14 protein-coding genes and 1 riboswitch are annotated in these 17206 nt (G+C 48.2%); of the genes, 6 read left to right on the top strand and 8 right to left on the bottom strand.

Annotated elements, in window-relative coordinates; translation table 11 throughout:
• Positions 1-7: 7 nt before the first annotated feature.
• Entirely contained in the window at positions 8-622 is a 615-nt protein-coding gene (rsmD, locus tag JNE38_RS18245) for a 16S rRNA (guanine(966)-N(2))-methyltransferase RsmD (RefSeq protein WP_203255065.1), read from the bottom strand.
• 443 nt (positions 623-1065) lie between these two features.
• Between rsmD and JNE38_RS18250 the strand changes: the two genes are divergently transcribed.
• The 4 genes from JNE38_RS18250 to JNE38_RS18265 all read left to right on the top strand — a co-directional run bounded on the left by JNE38_RS18250 (position 1066) and on the right by JNE38_RS18265 (position 4668).
• Positions 1066-1209, top strand: a complete 144-nt coding sequence (locus JNE38_RS18250) for a hypothetical protein (protein ID WP_203255066.1) — start codon at positions 1066-1068, stop codon at positions 1207-1209.
• Between the two features lie 133 nt (positions 1210-1342).
• Complete coding sequence (locus tag JNE38_RS18255) at positions 1343-2296, top strand: non-homologous end joining protein Ku (protein WP_203255067.1); 954 nt, start codon at positions 1343-1345, stop codon at positions 2294-2296.
• A 126-nt stretch (positions 2297-2422) separates the two neighbouring features.
• A riboswitch (TPP riboswitch) is annotated at positions 2423-2537 on the top strand.
• A 149-nt stretch (positions 2538-2686) separates the two neighbouring features.
• Complete coding sequence (thiC, locus tag JNE38_RS18260; protein ID WP_203255068.1) at positions 2687-4471, top strand: phosphomethylpyrimidine synthase ThiC; 1785 nt, start codon at positions 2687-2689, stop codon at positions 4469-4471.
• Between the two features lie 26 nt (positions 4472-4497).
• Entirely contained in the window at positions 4498-4668 is a 171-nt protein-coding gene (locus tag JNE38_RS18265; protein ID WP_203255069.1) for a hypothetical protein, read from the top strand.
• A 65-nt stretch (positions 4669-4733) separates the two neighbouring features.
• Here JNE38_RS18265 and JNE38_RS18270 read toward each other — a convergent pair whose 3' ends face one another.
• The 7 genes from JNE38_RS18270 to JNE38_RS18300 all read right to left on the bottom strand — a co-directional run bounded on the left by JNE38_RS18270 (position 4734) and on the right by JNE38_RS18300 (position 14153).
• Positions 4734-5807 (bottom strand): glycosyl hydrolase family 18 protein, encoded by a 1074-nt coding sequence (locus JNE38_RS18270; protein WP_238933363.1) that lies wholly within the window; start codon positions 5805-5807, stop codon positions 4734-4736.
• Between the two features lie 26 nt (positions 5808-5833).
• On the bottom strand, positions 5834-7600 hold the full coding sequence (locus JNE38_RS18275) for a polysaccharide deacetylase family protein (RefSeq protein WP_203255070.1): 1767 nt from the start codon (positions 7598-7600) through the stop codon (positions 5834-5836).
• A 44-nt stretch (positions 7601-7644) separates the two neighbouring features.
• The gene (locus JNE38_RS18280) at positions 7645-9492 is read right to left on the bottom strand and encodes a glycosyltransferase family 2 protein (RefSeq protein ID WP_203255071.1); all 1848 of its coding nucleotides are present in this window, start codon (positions 9490-9492) and stop codon (positions 7645-7647) included.
• Between the two features lie 23 nt (positions 9493-9515).
• Complete coding sequence (locus tag JNE38_RS18285) at positions 9516-10829, bottom strand: nucleotide sugar dehydrogenase (RefSeq protein ID WP_203255072.1); 1314 nt, start codon at positions 10827-10829, stop codon at positions 9516-9518.
• 26 nt (positions 10830-10855) lie between these two features.
• On the bottom strand, positions 10856-12313 hold the full coding sequence (locus JNE38_RS18290) for a polysaccharide deacetylase family protein (protein WP_203255073.1): 1458 nt from the start codon (positions 12311-12313) through the stop codon (positions 10856-10858).
• 362 nt (positions 12314-12675) lie between these two features.
• Positions 12676-13005: a DUF1904 family protein gene (locus JNE38_RS18295; protein ID WP_203255074.1), complete on the bottom strand. Its 330-nt coding sequence runs from the start codon at positions 13003-13005 to the stop codon at positions 12676-12678.
• A gap of 422 nt (positions 13006-13427) precedes the next feature.
• Positions 13428-14153, bottom strand: a complete 726-nt coding sequence (locus JNE38_RS18300; RefSeq protein WP_275296723.1) for an ATP-dependent DNA ligase — start codon at positions 14151-14153, stop codon at positions 13428-13430.
• A 267-nt stretch (positions 14154-14420) separates the two neighbouring features.
• Between JNE38_RS18300 and JNE38_RS18305 the strand changes: the two genes are divergently transcribed.
• Together JNE38_RS18305 and JNE38_RS18310 are read left to right on the top strand one after the other, a co-directional pair.
• Complete coding sequence (locus JNE38_RS18305) at positions 14421-15569, top strand: tyrosine-type recombinase/integrase (protein WP_203255075.1); 1149 nt, start codon at positions 14421-14423, stop codon at positions 15567-15569.
• Positions 15562-17199, top strand: a complete 1638-nt coding sequence (locus JNE38_RS18310; RefSeq protein ID WP_203255076.1) for a site-specific integrase — start codon at positions 15562-15564, stop codon at positions 17197-17199. Before JNE38_RS18305 ends, JNE38_RS18310 begins: the two co-directional genes overlap by 8 nt.
• The last annotated feature ends 7 nt before the right edge of the window (positions 17200-17206 follow it).

A 17206-nucleotide genomic window follows, 5' to 3' on the forward strand; every position in this document is an offset into this window, starting at 1 on the left:
GACTCACTCATCCTTCCTCGGATTGCGCTGCTTCACCTGTCGATTCGTCTGATTCTTCCTCTTGGGATTCACGATCAAAGTAGTACAAGGTCACAGCCGTATCGCCGTATGTCGAGGCACGATCCTGTACGCAATCGCCAATCTCTTCCGGCAGTTTGACACCGACGTCGTGCTCGGCGATAATCCAAGCCCCTTCCGCCAGCATATTCAGATCTTGCAGCTGCTGGATTTCTTCCGCAATTTTTTGATGGGCGTACGGAGGATCGAGAAACACGAGATCAAACGCTTGTTTCCGTGTCGCCAACGTACGGATCGCCCGGTCGGCATCCATTCGATACAGATCTGCCTGTTGTTCCAGTCTGCAAGCAGCCAAATTTTGTTTGACGACAGCAAAGGCCTTTGCATCCCGTTCGACAAAAACGGCACGCTCCGCTCCTCTGCTCAACGCTTCAATGCCCAACCCGCCGGTACCGGCATACAAATCCAATGCCCAACCGCCGTCAAAATAAGGACCGATCATGTTAAAAATCGATTCTTTCACTTTGTCAGTCGTTGGCCGAGTTCCTTTTCCCGGAACAGCCGTCAACCGACGTCCTTTGTGTTCACCCGCGATGACCCGCATTCGTTTTCACCTGTCAATTCCAATTATGTATTCGTTCTTGTTGCAGGAAGACCCAAGAATGATTTCATACTATCACAACTGGTAGTACGCGTAAAATTGCAAGTGGAAATTTTATGCTGCCCTGGATGTATACAAGGCCAACAATTGGGAAATGCTTATGGATAGCGACGCAACGGTGTCGCTGACAACCGCGGAGAAGACTTACGTTTCCCCATAAGCTCTTCCTCCGGTTTCTCCTCTCCCATAATTGAAAGGCGGTTCACTTTGGCGCACGGCGTGTCTGATAGGAGCATTCCGTGCCATCTCTCCCCGTGAGGGAGGAGTTGAACAGCTGCCTCATCGCCTTGTGGTGATGGGGTATTTTTTTTGTCTTCGGGCACGATAAAAGGCAGGGTGTACCTCGTACAGCCACCCAGATCCTTTCCGAATAGGAGTGAATGACCTTGGCCGAAAAACAACCTTCCAAGCAAAAGCTCGAAGCATCGGAAGCCCAATCCATCGCAGATCGCACGGGAGAAGGCGTAGAGCAAGCGAGACAAATGCAATCCGAAGCCGATCAATCCGACATCATCAAACACGGACAATAAAGGGTGCCAGCCAGCCGTACTTCCAACGGCTGGCTTTTTTATCTGCTGAGATCCCCCTCACCTGCATTTTCCTTGGCGCACCTGTCGCGCGCAGCAAATACTAAAAAGCAAAGGCGCAGACTGGAGGAATGTCATGCATACGGTATGGAAAGGCTCGATCAGCTTTGGTCTGGTGAATATCCCCGTCAAAATGTTTACGGCAACTGAGGAGCGCGATATCCGCTTTCGCCAGCTCCACAAGGAATGCCATACGCCCATAAAATACACCAAGATGTGTCCCCACTGCCAGCGCGAACTCGAAGCCAGCGAGATCGTCCGCGGTTACGAATACGAAAAAGGGCATTTTGTCATCATCGACGATTCGGATCTGGAAGCCATTACGCCGGAAACCAGAAGGGCGATTGAAATTCTCGATTTCGTCGATTTGAAAGATATCGACCCGATCTACTTTGACAAAAGCTATTTTCTCTCCCCCCAGGAAACCGGCGATAAAGCCTATTCCCTTCTGCGCGCTGCCATGGAGGAGACGGGAAAGATCGCAGTCGCCCAGGTAACCATGCGCAATCGGCAGAGCCTGGCAGTCGTGCGCTTGTATGAGCATTGCATCATGCTGGAGACCATTTTTTACCCCGATGAGGTTCGTCCCGTGAGCCAAGTACCTGCCCTTCCGGATTTTAACGTTGCCTTGTCGGAAAATGAGCTGAAAATGGCCACGGAACTCATCAACAACATGACGGTCCCATTCGAACCAGGCAAGTATACGGACGAGTATCGGGCCGAGCTGCAGGCAATGATCGAGAAAAAGCTGGAGGGGCAAGAGATTGCTACGTCCCCTGCCGTACCGCGCACCAATGTCATCGATCTCATGCAAGCGCTGCGGGAAAGCCTCGAAGCGACTGGCGGAAATGGACCTGGTCCGATCAAGCTCGAGCCCGAACCGACGCCTGAGCCTGTGAAAAAGAAGACCGGCCGTAAACAGACCGCTGCAGCCCCAAAAGAGGCGGCCCCCGTCCAAAAGGCTGCAGGCGACACGACAGCCGGTTCCACCACCAAGACGCTGCGGAGAAAGAAAACAACAACCGTATGACAAGAGAAGAAAGACCAAAACCTGTCCGGCATGGACAGGTTTTTTGGTATGGGTCACACCTTCCTTTCTCAAACTTTTACTTGAAAATAGAAATGGGTGCCTGTATGCTAATCATGAAATCGATCAAGTACATAGCACGGGAGCTTGGGAATAACCAGGCTGAGAGGATGGCTGATTTGCCATCGACCGTTGAACCTGAACTGGGTAATGCCAGCGGAGGAATTGTCATAAACGACACGATCAGAACGTGTATCTTTAGGATACCCGTATCTGTTCTTCTCTCGCGTCTGGCGTCGCATGCTCCCATGCGGCGCTTTTTCATGGCGCGGGGATTCTTTCGCCTCCCGCAAGGTTCGCGCATTGTGCAACCATGACCAAGGAGGTTTTCTTATGCCCCACACATCCAGCACCCCCCCGTTTCAACTGTCACCAGTCGTATCCTTTCCAGGCAGCAAAAAAGTCTACGCGAGCGGAAGCAGACCTGATATTCGCGTCCCCATGAGAGAAATATCCTTGCATCCTTCTGAAGGACCGACGGGAGAGGTACCCAATCCCCCTCTCCGCGTCTATGACACCAGCGGAGAATACACCCGAGAAGGCTATGTTCCTGACAGTTCCCGCGGTCTTCCCCCTTTGCGTTCACGCTGGATCGAAGAGCGGGAGGATACAGAAGCCTACGAGGGGCGGCCCATCCAGCTTCGCGACAACGGCATTCGAAACGAAAATCGCCTGCATGAGGTCCCCTCTTTCCCACACGAAGGTCATCACCCCCTGCGAGCCAAGCAGGGAAAACCCGTCACTCAGCTTCACTACGCGAAAAGTGGCATCGTGACACCCGAGATGGAATTTGTCGCACTGCGTGAAGGAGTCGATCCCGATTTTGTACGTGAAGAAATCGCCAGGGGCAGAGCCATCATTCCCGTCAATATCAACCACCCAGAGAGCGAGCCCATGATCATCGGACGGAACTTCCACGTCAAGGTGAACGCCAACATCGGCACTTCTGCCGTCACCTCATCCATTGGAGAAGAAGTGGAAAAGATGATGTGGTCGGTTCGTTGGGGAGCGGACACGATTATGGACCTGTCTACAGGAGCACATATCCACACCACACGTGAATGGATCATCCGCAACAGCCCTGTCCCGGTCGGTACGGTCCCGATCTATCAGGCTTTGGAAAAAGTGAACGGCAAGGCGGAGGACCTGACTTGGGAGATCTATCGCGACACGCTGATCGAACAGGCAGAGCAAGGCGTAGACTACTTCACCATCCACGCCGGCGTCCTGCTCCGCTATATCCCCCTCACAGCCAAACGGGTGACAGGCATCGTCTCGCGCGGCGGTTCCATCCTGGCTGCATGGTGCCTGGCCCATCATAAAGAAAACTTCCTGTACACTCATTTTGAGGAAATTTGCGAAATTCTCAAAGCGTATGATATCGCTGTTTCGCTAGGAGACGGCTTGAGACCCGGATCGATCGCCGACGCCAACGACGAGGCGCAATTTGCCGAGCTGGAGACGCTAGGAGAATTGACGAAAATCGCATGGGAGCACGATGTGCAAGTTATGATCGAAGGCCCTGGACATGTACCGATGCATCAAATCAAAGAAAACATGGATAAACAGTTGACGATTTGCCATGAAGCCCCTTTCTACACACTCGGACCGCTGACCACCGATATCGCGCCAGGCTATGATCACATTACCTCGGCCATTGGGGCTGCCATGATCGGATGGTTTGGTACGGCCATGCTCTGCTACGTGACTCCCAAGGAACACCTCGGCTTGCCGAACAAGGAAGACGTACGCAATGGCTTGATCGCCTACAAAATCGCCGCGCATGCCGCCGATCTGGCAAAGGGGCACCCTCGAGCAAAGCAACGCGACGATGCCCTGTCCAAGGCACGCTTTGAATTCCGCTGGGTGGATCAATTTAACCTCTCGCTCGATCCTGAACGAGCGCGTGAGTACCACGATGAAACGCTGCCTGCAGAAGGTGCCAAATCAGCCCACTTTTGCTCGATGTGCGGACCTAAGTTTTGCAGCATGCGCATTACGCAGGATATTCGTGCGTACGCGCAGGTTAGGCAATTGAGCGAGGAAGCAGCGCTTGAAGAAGGGTTGCAGGAAAAAGCCGACGAGTTTCGCAAGGGCGGCAGCCGCATTTATAAGTAATGCATGCGAAAGGGAGGCAGTACCTGATGGAAGAAGCGTTCAGGCTGCGGGAAGAAATCGCGCGCCTTCAAGAAGCGATCCAGGAGCATCAACGCCAGCTCCTCGATTTGCAAAAAAGCTGCACACACCAGTTTCAAGAGTCCTCTCTCGCGCGAACGTGCGTGAAGTGCTCGCTAACCGAGAGCCTCTATTATTGACAAGGATGGAACGGCAAAAAGACCGAAGAGCCTCTCTCTTCGGTCTTTCTTTGCCACAACGGCTATCACTCATTCATAAAGCGGACACTTTCCCGACTCAAGCCGCCCAGACGCCACAAGGCTAGATTGTGGTACCCTTCACTTGAAATCACATTCGCCCAGGTCTTCAGCGTCGTCTCATCCGCATACCAGACCGTGTGCTTCTGTTTCTTTTCGTCTACATATTGAAAATGGATGCTGCCGCTCGCATTATCTCGTCTAGGCACCTCCACACTCGATTTCGCAAGCCCAGCAGCTTGCTCCTCGGTTACCGCTTTTACCTCTCCCGATTCCGACCAGTCAAACCCGCCAGCCGCGAGGGCGATGACCTTCTCTCCCGGCACTGTCTTCATGCGGGCTGCCAGCTCCATAATAAAGGAACGGTCTGCCTTGGGTCCTGGCCCGCTCTGAGTACCGTACAAGTTGTAGGCCATCATCACATATACGGGTCCCTTGGGCAAGGAGAGACTCTCGATCGGCGTCCGCGGTTCAAGTACGATTCGAAGCGTCTTCTCCTGCTCCTGGAGCCGCGTGTACAGCTCGTTGATAAAGGCCATCATGTTGTCCCAATCTTTTTCATCGATACGCTCGTAATCAATCTCCACCCCATGAAAATGATACGTGGACAGCGCCTCCATGATCTGATTGATATGCCTGGCGCGACTTTCCAGAGTGGCCATCAATCGGGTCACGATGGTCGGTTCCTTTTGGAGATCGGAGCCATCTTGGCGTTTCTGATCATTGACAATCGTTAAATCCACATGAACCAAGCTGCTTTTCCGAGCGATTTCTTGGACTTTGGGCAGTCCCTTTTTAAATTCGTCCGTAAACAAAAGGTTGTCCGACTCGTCGAAATACGCAGCGAACATTTGGACACTGGCCAAACCATTCGTCATCCCTTGAAAATTCTCCGTGCCTGCCTTCCACTGCCAGTCGACCAACCAGGCTGTCTTCTCCAAAGGATGTTCCGCGGCTTCGACTGTTTTCATCGAATCGGGAGCGGTTCCCACGTTTCCACAGCCCGAAAGGAACGCACCCAATGCAGGTAGGCAAACCGTGAGGACTATCGCCTGTTTTTTCATCTGCTTGATTATTGTCACCTGCCTTGAACCTCCTTTCCTCCTGATTAAAACGTTTCGATCACCCAATCGATCGCTGCAGAGATCGCTCCTGAAATGACATGGACCACTTTTTCAAATCCGGTGAACGAATTTCTGAATAAGACAGGATCCGTACCCGTCGCACCTTCTGCCAGGGCAGTCACGTTCAGATCTGTAAAAACGGCATCATAAATGTCATCTTTTTTGTTTTGTTCACTGTACTCGGATTCCAGTGCCACACCGCCGCTCTCGATTCCCTTGTCTATCTCCTGCTTCTCTGCCAAGACCTGCTTGTCCACTGCAACGGTCAATCGGTTGCCTCTGAGCGTCATTTCCAACTGCCTTGAGTGCTGGATGTTGTCAGGGTAGCCTTCCTCTTCTTTTTCGGCCCCTCTCTCTGCCTGGGCCTTACTGTAAACCGTTGCCTTGTCGTAGGCCAAATCCTCTGCCTTCCATTGCACCTCGCTCAATTTGGTTGAGGAGAGCTCCTTCACGGCACTGCCCGCTTTTTTCTCTTCCATCTTCAGTTCATTATTTTGCAGGATCAATCGGACGAAGGAATCCTTTTGACGGTCGTATCGCAGGTATATCGATTGCTTTCCCACAACATTTCCCTCTAGCATGACGGACACGCTCAGATCCCGGCTTTTCTCGCTATCCCGCAAATACAGCATGCCGTTTTCTCCCGGCGGGGAAGTCAGAATGATATGATTATCCTTGTACTCGTCCGCTCCGCTTAATCGATCCCACTTCTTTGCAAGCTCTTCGTCCCCTCGTGCGAATTTCATCTTCTGCTGCGCATCTTTTTGGATTTTCATGAGCAAGTGATTGGTGTACCAGTAGGGGGCAGGCTGGACGCGCGTCAGGTTGTAGAGACTGTCCCCGCTGGAATTGTAGGCGTTGCCTTCGCGGTTGAAGTGCATCGCGAACAGCTGACGGATGTTGGCATCATTCACATCAGTAACCAGTCTGTTCATCCCCTGGTAGAGGGTATTGGCGTGCATGATCATGTACACTTGGGGCACAAAGCCCAGCTGGCTCGTGTAAATATCCTTCATTTGCTGGTAGTCTTGTGTGATACGGGCTTCCATTTGCGAGCGGTCTTCCACGGGAATCATGTTGCTGTCCCGAATGAAGTCCATTAAGTAATGATTGTAATACTCCACCTGATCTTTCGTCGGCAGCTCTCTTTCGTCTTTCATCCCGATAAACTGACCGTCACGATCAAAAATGTTGATGTACGTCAGGCGATAGCCGTTTGTCCCCAGTTCCCAATAGCCATTCTCCTGCATGCGCTGCAAGTCTTTGGGCTGCAAGAACTTGTTGTCGCTATTCCCCATTTTATTGGCATAGGTCAATGCGGTCGCCTTGTAGTTGTACTTTTCCAGGAGCGGCTGGGCGAACAACTGCGAATCATTTCGTCCATCCTCAAAAGCCAAAAACAAGGCTTTCTTTGGCAATGGCTTCTTTTCACGATAAAAGTCAAGAATGTCCTGCTGCGAGATCGTTACGTATCCTTGCTGCTGCAGCGCCTTCAGCTGTTCATCCAGATACTCTTTTGCCATCAGCTTGGGCGTGCCATTGCGACCTACCCCGAAATAGGACAGGGCAATGAACCCTTTATCGTTTCGCCATTGCGATCGGTCCGCTTCCACATACTGCTTCGTATCGAAAACGGCTTGATACACCAACATTCCCACGAATAACAATATCGCGAACTGCCAGACGGTCCGAATCTTTTTTCTGCGATCCTTCTTGCGATAATCCAGGGCGGCATTGCGTTTTCCCTTCATTTCATCTACCACCCTTACTCATGAGATCTATGGTGCTGCGATCGTTAAAAAGGCAAACCAAACCCCTTTTTGTTCTTTTGCCTGCGAGCTTCCTTTTTCTTCCTCGCTTCGATGTCTTGCGGAGTTTCCCGCGTCCCCCAGGTGGATTTCCAAAAGGTCACCCATGCGACCGGCATCTGCCAGAGAAGGACAAATTCGTAGAACACACAAAAGACGAATCCAAACAGCCAAAGTCTGCTCTTGCGGTACAGCAAATGAGCCAAACTCATGAGCATCGCCATCAGGAGCAGCCCCATCAAAAATGTCCCCGGGAAAACGCGGTGAACGATCGGGACGTAGACCAGGTTGTACAGCACAATGACAGGCGCAGCAATGGGAACGATCAGCCCAATGTAAAAGAACAACGCCATAAACGGTTCTTTTCGCCAGATGAAAGTGCTGGCGCGCAAAGATTCGCGCAGCCACGAACGCTTCCAGCGCATCTGCTGCTTCAAAAACACACCCATGTCCGATGGAACAATCGTCGAGCAGATCGCCGAGTCTTGATAAGACGTCCGATGGGTTTCCAAAATGAAGTTGGTCATGCTTCGGTCATCCCCGAATGTCGCAGGCTGTCCGAGAAATTTCTGCGTCAGCCAAGCCTCGGAATGCTTGATCACCAAATCTTTCCGGTAGCAGGACAGCGGTCCCGATAAACATGTCACACTGTCAAACCACGCTTCCGCTGCTTTCATGATGCGAAAAGCAATGTAATAACGAACCGTTTGCAGCTTCGTAATGGAGTTCGTAAATTTGTTCTCCACGTCAGTACGGCCTGCGACGCCTCCCATTTTGGGGTCCTGAAAGGGCTGCACCAGATGGCGGATGGCAGTCGGCTCCAAAAAGCTATCCGAGTCCACGAATACGACCAGATCGTGCTTGGCCATCTCGACCCCTTTCACGAGGGCGACCCGCTTCCCTCCATTTTCGGGAAGCACATACATCCGCACCCTCTCTTTGGTCATGAACCGCTCGGCTTCCCGGTGAATCATTTGAATGACCTTTTCGATTTGCTCCACAGATCTGTCGGTAGAACGGTCATCCACCACAATGACCTCCAGCTTGTCGATCGGGTAGTTTTGATTCACGCAGCTCAGAATCGTCCGATGAATCCATTCTTCTTCATTAAAGCATGGAATGATGATGGACACTCCAGGGGTAAAGTCGGGATTGACCTGCACGTCCCGATAGAGGGCGCCGAAGAAGTAGCGTGTCAACAGAAAGGCCGCCGCAATGAGACTATAGAGGTACAGCAAGATGTTGTACTTGAAGTAAATGACGCTCTCTGCCCGCATGAGCATGATGAAAAGAGTGGAGACGAGCAGCATCGCGCTGGAAGTGTAAATCGCATAGCCCCATCTCTTTTTCTGCAGGTACTCCGTAAGTGGCTTTGCGAATTCAAAGGCAACCAGCAGCTTCTCTTGACCGTCATCCTCCCTCGTAAAGCATCTGACGACAGTCGCATCCAGTTTTACGGAAGACTCAAACCCTTCTGGCATCGTTCCAGGCGGGATATTCCCATGAATCGCAACGTTCTTCCCTACGAATAAGCGCTTCGCGGCGGCCGGGCCAAATTCGGCCAGCAAGCCAGTCGAAGAAATATCGACTGCCCGTCCCTTAAACCCATTCTTTTTCAGTTGTTTGCGGGGATAGATGACGATATCAAAATTTGCCATATACCGGAGGCTCAGCAACCTGAGCTTGTCCAAATCGTCGGGAGCATCCGAAGCCTGACCTCTGCGATCTGCTTGTGCACGAATATTTTCCGGATCAGGGACGTTTGACAGGAGCCGCCGATCTGCTCGAGAAACAGTCAGGACTTCCTCCACTTTTTTCTTTTTCTTTTTAAACATACTGTCGCTCTCCCCATTCCCTCTTACAAGCTCCAGTAATAGTACCCTTTGCTCTCGAATGCGGCTTTGTCGAAAATGCCTTTGACGTCGATCATGATTTTGGTCTTGCCGCTTCCGTACATGACCTCAAAATCCTCCACGCTCATCGCTGCAAAAGGGGCATGCGGAACCGCCACCACGACCACATCCAAATCTTTCAGTGCCTCCTGTTGTGAGAGCTCGATCCGGTACTCTTCGTACGCTTCTTCCGGATCTACCAGTGGATCCACAATGAGAGGAGCCATCCCGTACTCGTGCAGCTCGTCCACGATGTCCGTCACTTTTGTATTGCGAATGTCCGAACAGTTTTCTTTGTAAGCCAGACCCATGATGCCCATCTTGACGTTCTTGACGTCCAGCTTTAAACGGACAACGGTTTTGATGATCTGCTCAGCGATGTATTTGCCCATCCCATCATTGATATGACGGCCAGCCAGAATGATTTTTGAGCGGTATCCGCTGTCCTCTGCCTTGTACGTCAAGTAGTAAGGATCGATACCGATGCAATGCCCGCCGACGAGTCCAGGCGTGAATTTCAGAAAGTTCCATTTCGTGCTGGCTGCCTGAAGAACCGCTTTGGTGTTGATCCCCATCTGATGGAACAGCATCGCCAGCTCATTCATGAAAGCGATGTTGATGTCGCGCTGCGCATTTTCAATCACTTTCGCCGCTTCTGCGACTTTGATGCTTTCTGCTCGATAGACCCCCGCTTCCACGGCCAGCCCATAGACACGCGCCACTGTCTCCAACGTTTCTTCATCGATACCAGATACGATTTTGACAATGGTTTCGAAGCGGTGGGCTTCATCTCCCGGATTGATTCGCTCCGGTGAGTACCCGACCTTGAAATCCGTTCCGCATTGCATGCCAGACTCGCTCTCCAAAATCGGGATGCATATTTCCTCCGTTACACCTGGATAAACAGTCGATTCAAACACGATGACGGAGCCTTTTGGCATATGCCTAGCCACTGTGCGGGTCGCCGACTGTACATAGTGCAGATCTGGCACATTTCCGCTTTTAATAGGAGTGGGAACCGCAATAATGAAAAATCGCGCTTCTTTCAATCTCGTTTCTTCGTCCGTAAAGTCAATCGTACACTCTCGCAGACGCTCTTCCTCTATGCAGCCATCGAGACATGTCCCGTTTCTGTAATGCTCCACCTTTTGGCGGTTCACATCAAAACCGATGACGGAAGCTTTTTGCGCCAAGGCAACTGCCACAGGCAATCCCACATAGCCTAGTCCGACGACCGCGATTTTTTCCTCTAGATCTACAATCGCTTCATACAGATTCATGTTGTTTCTACCTCTCTACTTGTCGATTATGGACCAAACATTTCTGTCATTTTCACAAAGGTGTAGCCTCTGCTTCGAAGCTTTTGAATCACGATCGGCAACGCCTCTACCGTGTGTGTGTCGTCCAGCATGTGTAATAAAATGACGCTTCCGTTCTGTGTTTGCTCCAGGATGGCATTCGTAATCTCGTCTGCTGTCTTGCTCTTGATGTAGTCGGAAGGATCTACGTCAAAATTCGTAATGGTGTGATAGCCTGTGGCACTAATCGCCTTCAGTGTGCTCTCGTCGAATACACCCGTAGGCGGACGGAAATACATGGTCGGCTTCTGCTGGATGGCTTCCGTAATGATCTGATGCGCTTTGACGATCTCATCCTGCAGCTGGGCCTGCGTAATTTTCGTCACTACCGGATGGGAGTACGTGTGATTCCCCACATCGTGTCCTGCTTCCGCAATGGCCCGAGCGAGATTCGGGTTCCTTTCCACACCATCTGCCCGCAAGAAGAAAGAAGCTTTGACATGGTACTTGTCCAGGATGTCCAAAATTCTCGTGATGGTGTAATCCGTTCCCCAGTCATCAAAGGACAAGGCGATTTGCTTTTTGCCTGTCTCTTCTTTATTGACATACCGATAGGAGGACTCATGGTCGTTTAGGTTGACTCGCGCTGCGTCATAGCCACCGATCTGCTGCAGCGGTTTTCTCTCTTTCCCCCCATGGATCAGCTCGCGCAGAGGAATGAATCGATACCCCACGTCTTCTGCTGCTCGAGCGAGAAGAGAAACATTCTCTACAAGCTGCTTGCTCTCTTCGGTATCGATTGCAATGACGCCGCCACGATTGATGTATTTCCGCACGTAATGCATTTTTTGAGCGTCCGTTTCCTTCCCCCAATCGTGCAGAAACAGACTGGAAGAGATGACGGCTTCTTGATCCGCTTGAGCAGCTGCCAAACGGATGTCGTCCGAGTAGTTTCCCGTTTTCGTTCTGACATAGCGAGGGGTGATCCCTGTTTCCTTTTGGATCACATCCTTGCTCAGTTTGATTTCCGAGTACATTTGATCGTAGGAAAGCTTGGTCAGATCGAGCTGGTTCAACGTGTTGTTCTCAACCTCATGTCCACGCGAGGCGATTTCCTTTGCCAGATCCGGTTCCTCTGCCACTCTCATGCCGGGTAAAAAGAAAGCAGCCTTCAGATGATACTTGTCCAATTCATCCAAAAGCTTCTTCATCGTCTCTCTATCTGTCATTCCGTTAAAGGTGAGGGATAGTTCCCGATTGGTGGTATACACAAACGGAAACGCCTTGCTTTTTTCTCCACTGTAGCGAATGATTTCATGTGTCGTTTTGGATTTTTGCGTACTGTAGCCGACAGTCTGTTCCTCTCCGTGAAAAGGGGCACAGCCGGCTAACAAAACAAGCACCATGAATAACGAGAACATGGGAAACCAGTAGTTTTTGCTTCTTTTGCCCGTAGCAGTCTGCATTTGCTTACTCCTTTTTTCCCGTCATGCCTATGCAATCTCTCGATATTCTAGTGACAAATCCATACCGTTCATGCGTGAATCTAATCAGGCATATGTAATAGGACGATGCTCCCGTTCTTCGTCTGTTTCAGGATGCCACCCCCGTAGGCGTAGGAGGGCGAAACAGCGTCACCGTCTGCTGTTGGATTGCTTCTGTGATCACACGATGGGCTTTGATCAGTTCATTTTACATAATACGACACTATTCGACAATGTTTTTGTGATTTCCCCTGTCGCGCTGACCTAGCCCTCCAGACATGGGAAAATCGATCAGCCAATAAAAAAAGCCGGCTCCCCACACAAGGGAACTCGACCTTTTTCACTTACCGAATAGATTTCGCCTGCAACAGCAATCCCTCTTTATAGTAGAGAGAGGGAGACAGCAGGATAAAAAAGATATGGGTATTCTCAAATCCATGTGGTTTGAGAATCTCGTGAATCATATAGGCAATCGCATCGTGCTTTTCTTGTTCGCGCTCAAACATCATGATTTCGACAGAGTGCGGACTGTTCGTAATTTGTTCGACGAGCAAAAGTTCAATTTTGACTTTTTCTTTCGCAACTTCTGCGATCCGAGCAAATTCATCGATGATTACGGGAGAAGCTTCCTGCAACCACTCTTTTTCAAACCCTTTAAATCGAAGAAACGGCAAGACAATTCCTTCTTTCCCTAGACCTGATCGAAATCAAGTCTATAAAATAAGTACTACAGCAATTATAATCATCTAAATAATTGTAGATCAATTAAAAATGTATTAATGAAATTAAAACAGATGAAACAAAAAGGAAGGGCTATATCAGAGAATACTTTCCAGCGTGAAGGTGTGGTGGACGTACCACTGCTGCGGAAGTTACTCAACCAGATATAGCCCATGTCTCAGCCCAATCGAATGCGAACAATTGCGAATGATCTGTAAAGGATTACATACAGTATAACCCGAAATACTATACTTTATCAAATAAAAAGTTTCTTATAATTCTCATTCTTCATTCCTTCCCCTTTCACCTGCGCATGATCGGAAGCGTAGAGTAATGGTTGCCCCGAAAGAAAAGCCCAATGCATGGCACTGAGCTTTTAGCGGTTTGTCGCATTTTGCTCGAGGGTGCATAGCTTTGGAGGAACGTCCACAAAGCCTTGTATGCTCGGTTGCCGCAAGGAATGCCCCTCTCTCCACTCTGCAAATGCAATCTTCACGGTGAGCTCAGGCAATAGCCACAGCGATTCCGCAGTACGCGGCGGTCGATTTGCAAATGGCATTTGCGCCGTAACCAGCGGCTGGATCTGCTCTGTCAGATTCCGCCAGTCTGCCTGGCTCAGCTTGCCTGTACCGGCATGGCCGATATACCAAAAGCGCCCCGCTTCATCAAATAAGCCGAGCATCAAGGCGTTCACGATGTTGTTCCGCAATGTCACGCCCCCTACTACGGCAACGAGATCCCGATAAAACTTTTTCTTCCTCCAGCGCTGATCCTTTCCATCGATCTGATACGTGCTGGTTACGTCTTTGATCATGATCCCTTCCATTCCTTGCGCCTCTACCACCTGATATAACCCTTCGAGGGAAGAGAAGTTTTCCACGAATTGAATGTGGGCATTCGGCGTGATGTTCCTGCGCAATAGCTCCTGGCGCTCTTTCAAGGGCAAGGACGTGACCCAGTCGCCATTCAAATAAAGGATGTCAAAAATCATATAGGTGATGGGCACGCTTCTTTGCATCTGGGGTACTTTCTCCATACGCCGGAGCCCGTCTCTTCTCATGACTTCATAAAAGGACGGCTTCCCATCCTCCCCAAGTGCGATGACTTCCCCATCTTATTGGGGGTTATTTATTTATTCAACACATACATCATCAAAGTGATTATTCTTAATGGATAAGCTCTCAATTATGAACTATTTGCAACCAAATATACATTCAGACTGTTCTTTACATTTCAATATGTGTCATATAGAATCTAGGTTATTAGTTGGAGGATGTGTATATTTATTGAAGTTTGGACTTTATCTTGATATGACGGTTATTCAAACATGTTATGTGTACTTTATGTTTATAGTTAGGAGAATGAATTATTGGAAGAGTCTATTCAATATAAAACTGTAATTCCTATAAATGGTGATCCTTACAAAACCATTGCTAAGGATGGAATGCCAATCTATCTTGTAAGTGAATATTTGAAGGACTGTCAAAGGACATCCTCTAAGTTCTCAAATACAGCCTACACATATGTTACAAATCTTCTTCCCTTTTTTCGTTGGCTCGATTCACAGGAACTAACGATAGAAGATATAACCCTTCACCATGTGAAAAGTTATATAGAGTTTCTTCGTCAACAAGATTTAACACAACGAACGATAAGGCAATACGGGGGAGCTATACTCCGGTTTATTAGATGGTGCATGGAGCCTGATGATGCAGAAAAATTATTATATCGGGAAAAAGGTAGACCAATAATATCCAGAGGTTTATTAACCAGTATTAATCGAGGGGAAATGGCCGGATTAAGGGATTGTCTACCTAAAGTAAGAAGGAATTTGCCAGAAGTTATGAGTCAAGAGGAATTAAATAAGATTAGAGCGTGGATTTCAGAAACATATCAAGATGATCCCAAGCTATCTACCTTGTATCGTTGTATTATTGAAGTTTTATTTGGAGCTGCAGTAAGACGAGGGGAATTGTTAGCACTTAGAATCGATTCGTTTGATGGTAAAAACTTACTTGTAAAAAACATTCCCGAGAATGAATTTGATGTTTCCACAATAAAGAAAATCGGAGCATCACTAAAGACAGGTGAAAGGAAGTTACCACTGGACTCTTATACCGCCTATTGGATTCACCGATGGAAAACCGAATGTAGACCTGCTAAGGCTCATCATCTTGGACATGGTTTTATGTTTACGAGTCTTCATCCAGATCGTTATGGTCAACCTCTGACAGGAGAGGCATTAAGATGGCTCTTAAACAGGATTAATCACCCACAATATGGTGCAGGATTAAAACGAAATATTCATCCCCATCTTTTTAGACACACCTGGGCAACGCTTGCAATAGAAGGTGGTGTTTCACTCACATCGATCCAATGGTTTTTGGGTCATACTAGCCCAAACTCTACACAAATCTATACTCATATCTCTGATCCAACAATAACTATGGAGTTAAACGAGTGGAGAAAACAAAAAGCTTACAAATACTTTGGTTTAAATGAGGTAGACAATGATTAGATATACCAATAGTAGAGGAAGAACTGTAGAATTTCATGATAATAATACATGGGTCTCTTATTATGGTCCTAATGGCAGTCGACCCAGAACATTTACATTTGTCTTTGATATAATTCCGGTTTCTTGGAGAGCCAAAGTTATGCAAATTCTACGTTCAACATTCGATAAAACTACTCCAAGTAATACTTATAACGTTTATAATTCGTTTCGACTCTTTTTCTCATGGTTGGATCAAATAGGTAACCCCTCTTTCGACTCTTTTGACCAGGTTGATGACATTTTTTGGGGAGCGTTCGATGATTGGTTGGAAGTAACAAGGAAATGTATAATCTCAACTCGCAGGGCCATATTTTATTCTCTTAAAACAGGTATTAAGGAATCAATAGATTTGGAGTTGCAAATAGCTACTGGAGTAAGCATATACCATCTTGAAGACATAATGCTTACGCGTTTCAGGAAAGTAAAGCAACAGATGATGCTTCAATTGAACGAAAAAGTACTGACAACGAGTGAGTGTGAAATAATATACGCAGTTATCGCACAACAGTATCACGAGGCTCAAAAAGTCATCGTTGCACCAATTGGAGAATTACCTCCCGGATTTAAACGAAAAGAAAGAACTGGAAGATATGCTAAAGTACCAGGAAAACTGTTGGAAAGACAGGTGGATATGCTTGCCGTTACAGCTATTTGGTTGGGTCTTACACATGGTATGCGTCCAGAGGAATTTGCAACATGTACATTGGATGATATTATTGTAGACCCTCTTGGTGCGAACCACAAAATGTATTGCCATGCTGCAAATAAACCATCACGGTACATACCTATACCACAGTTAACATTAGATATCATAAATCTATTCATTCGATTTACAGAACGCTGCCGAAGGCAGCTAGAAACAGATCTCCTATGTGTAGATTGGGATAATGCTGGACTGCCTAAAAAAGTATCCCTGGCTCACCATTTAAAGCGTTTTGTTCATAATTTTGATATAAAGGACGACAACGGAAAGCCATTACCTGTTAACATGAAAAATCTTCGGCGCACATTTGGTTCACAAATAGCTTCCTATACGAACAATCCAGAATTAGCTAGAAGAATTATGGGGCACGCATATATAAGTACAACAAAAGAACACTATACGCTACAAAGGTTATCTGAGCTCAGTCACAATGTATCGAAAGGGTTACGCCTCTTTGCATTACAAATTACAATGAGTTATAAAAGCCCAATTATTGATATAGATGCCGAACGACCAGATATAGCCGAAAGCTTAAAAAACTCGCCAGACCGTGATCATGAATTTGGAATATGCACGGTCCCCCAAACAACAGACGAATTAGCAAACTCTTGCGCTAGAGCAAGACATTGTTTTGAATGTGAGTTTCTCGTAGTAGAAACAAAGAAGAGAGAAAACTTCGTCCTCGAAAAGAAACTATACCTTCAGCTCGCAGAGAATGAAGCAGATGAACGCATCAAACAACAAAAATTACGTAGAGCTCAACAAGCAGAAGCTTGGATTGTATTGATTGATCAGAAAATAGAAAAACATTTCGATTCTAAAGAGAAGATTCAGATTATGGATAAAGAGAATCGTTCACGCCGTAAACGTACTTATTACCGAAAATAATATACTG

This window comes from Brevibacillus choshinensis (assembly GCF_016811915.1).
Lineage (GTDB): Bacteria > Bacillota > Bacilli > Brevibacillales > Brevibacillaceae > Brevibacillus > Brevibacillus choshinensis_A.

Bases quoted from the DNA above. Each gene is read 5' to 3' on its own strand.
- JNE38_RS18265 (WP_203255069.1), top strand. From the start codon at position 4,498: ATGGAAGAAGCGTTCAGGCTGCGGGAAGAAATCGCGCGCCTTCAAGAA.
- JNE38_RS18310 (WP_203255076.1), top strand. From the start codon at position 15,562: ATGATTAGATATACCAATAGTAGAGGAAGAACTGTAGAATTTCATGAT.
- thiC (WP_203255068.1), top strand. From the start codon at position 2,687: ATGCCCCACACATCCAGCACCCCCCCGTTTCAACTGTCACCAGTCGTA.
- rsmD (WP_203255065.1), bottom strand. From the start codon at position 622: ATGCGGGTCATCGCGGGTGAACACAAAGGACGTCGGTTGACGGCTGTT.
- JNE38_RS18280 (WP_203255071.1), bottom strand. From the start codon at position 9,492: ATGTTTAAAAAGAAAAAGAAAAAAGTGGAGGAAGTCCTGACTGTTTCT.
- JNE38_RS18255 (WP_203255067.1), top strand. From the start codon at position 1,343: ATGCATACGGTATGGAAAGGCTCGATCAGCTTTGGTCTGGTGAATATC.
- JNE38_RS18290 (WP_203255073.1), bottom strand. From the start codon at position 12,313: ATGCAGACTGCTACGGGCAAAAGAAGCAAAAACTACTGGTTTCCCATG.
- JNE38_RS18285 (WP_203255072.1), bottom strand. From the start codon at position 10,829: ATGAATCTGTATGAAGCGATTGTAGATCTAGAGGAAAAAATCGCGGTC.
- JNE38_RS18275 (WP_203255070.1), bottom strand. From the start codon at position 7,600: ATGAAGGGAAAACGCAATGCCGCCCTGGATTATCGCAAGAAGGATCGC.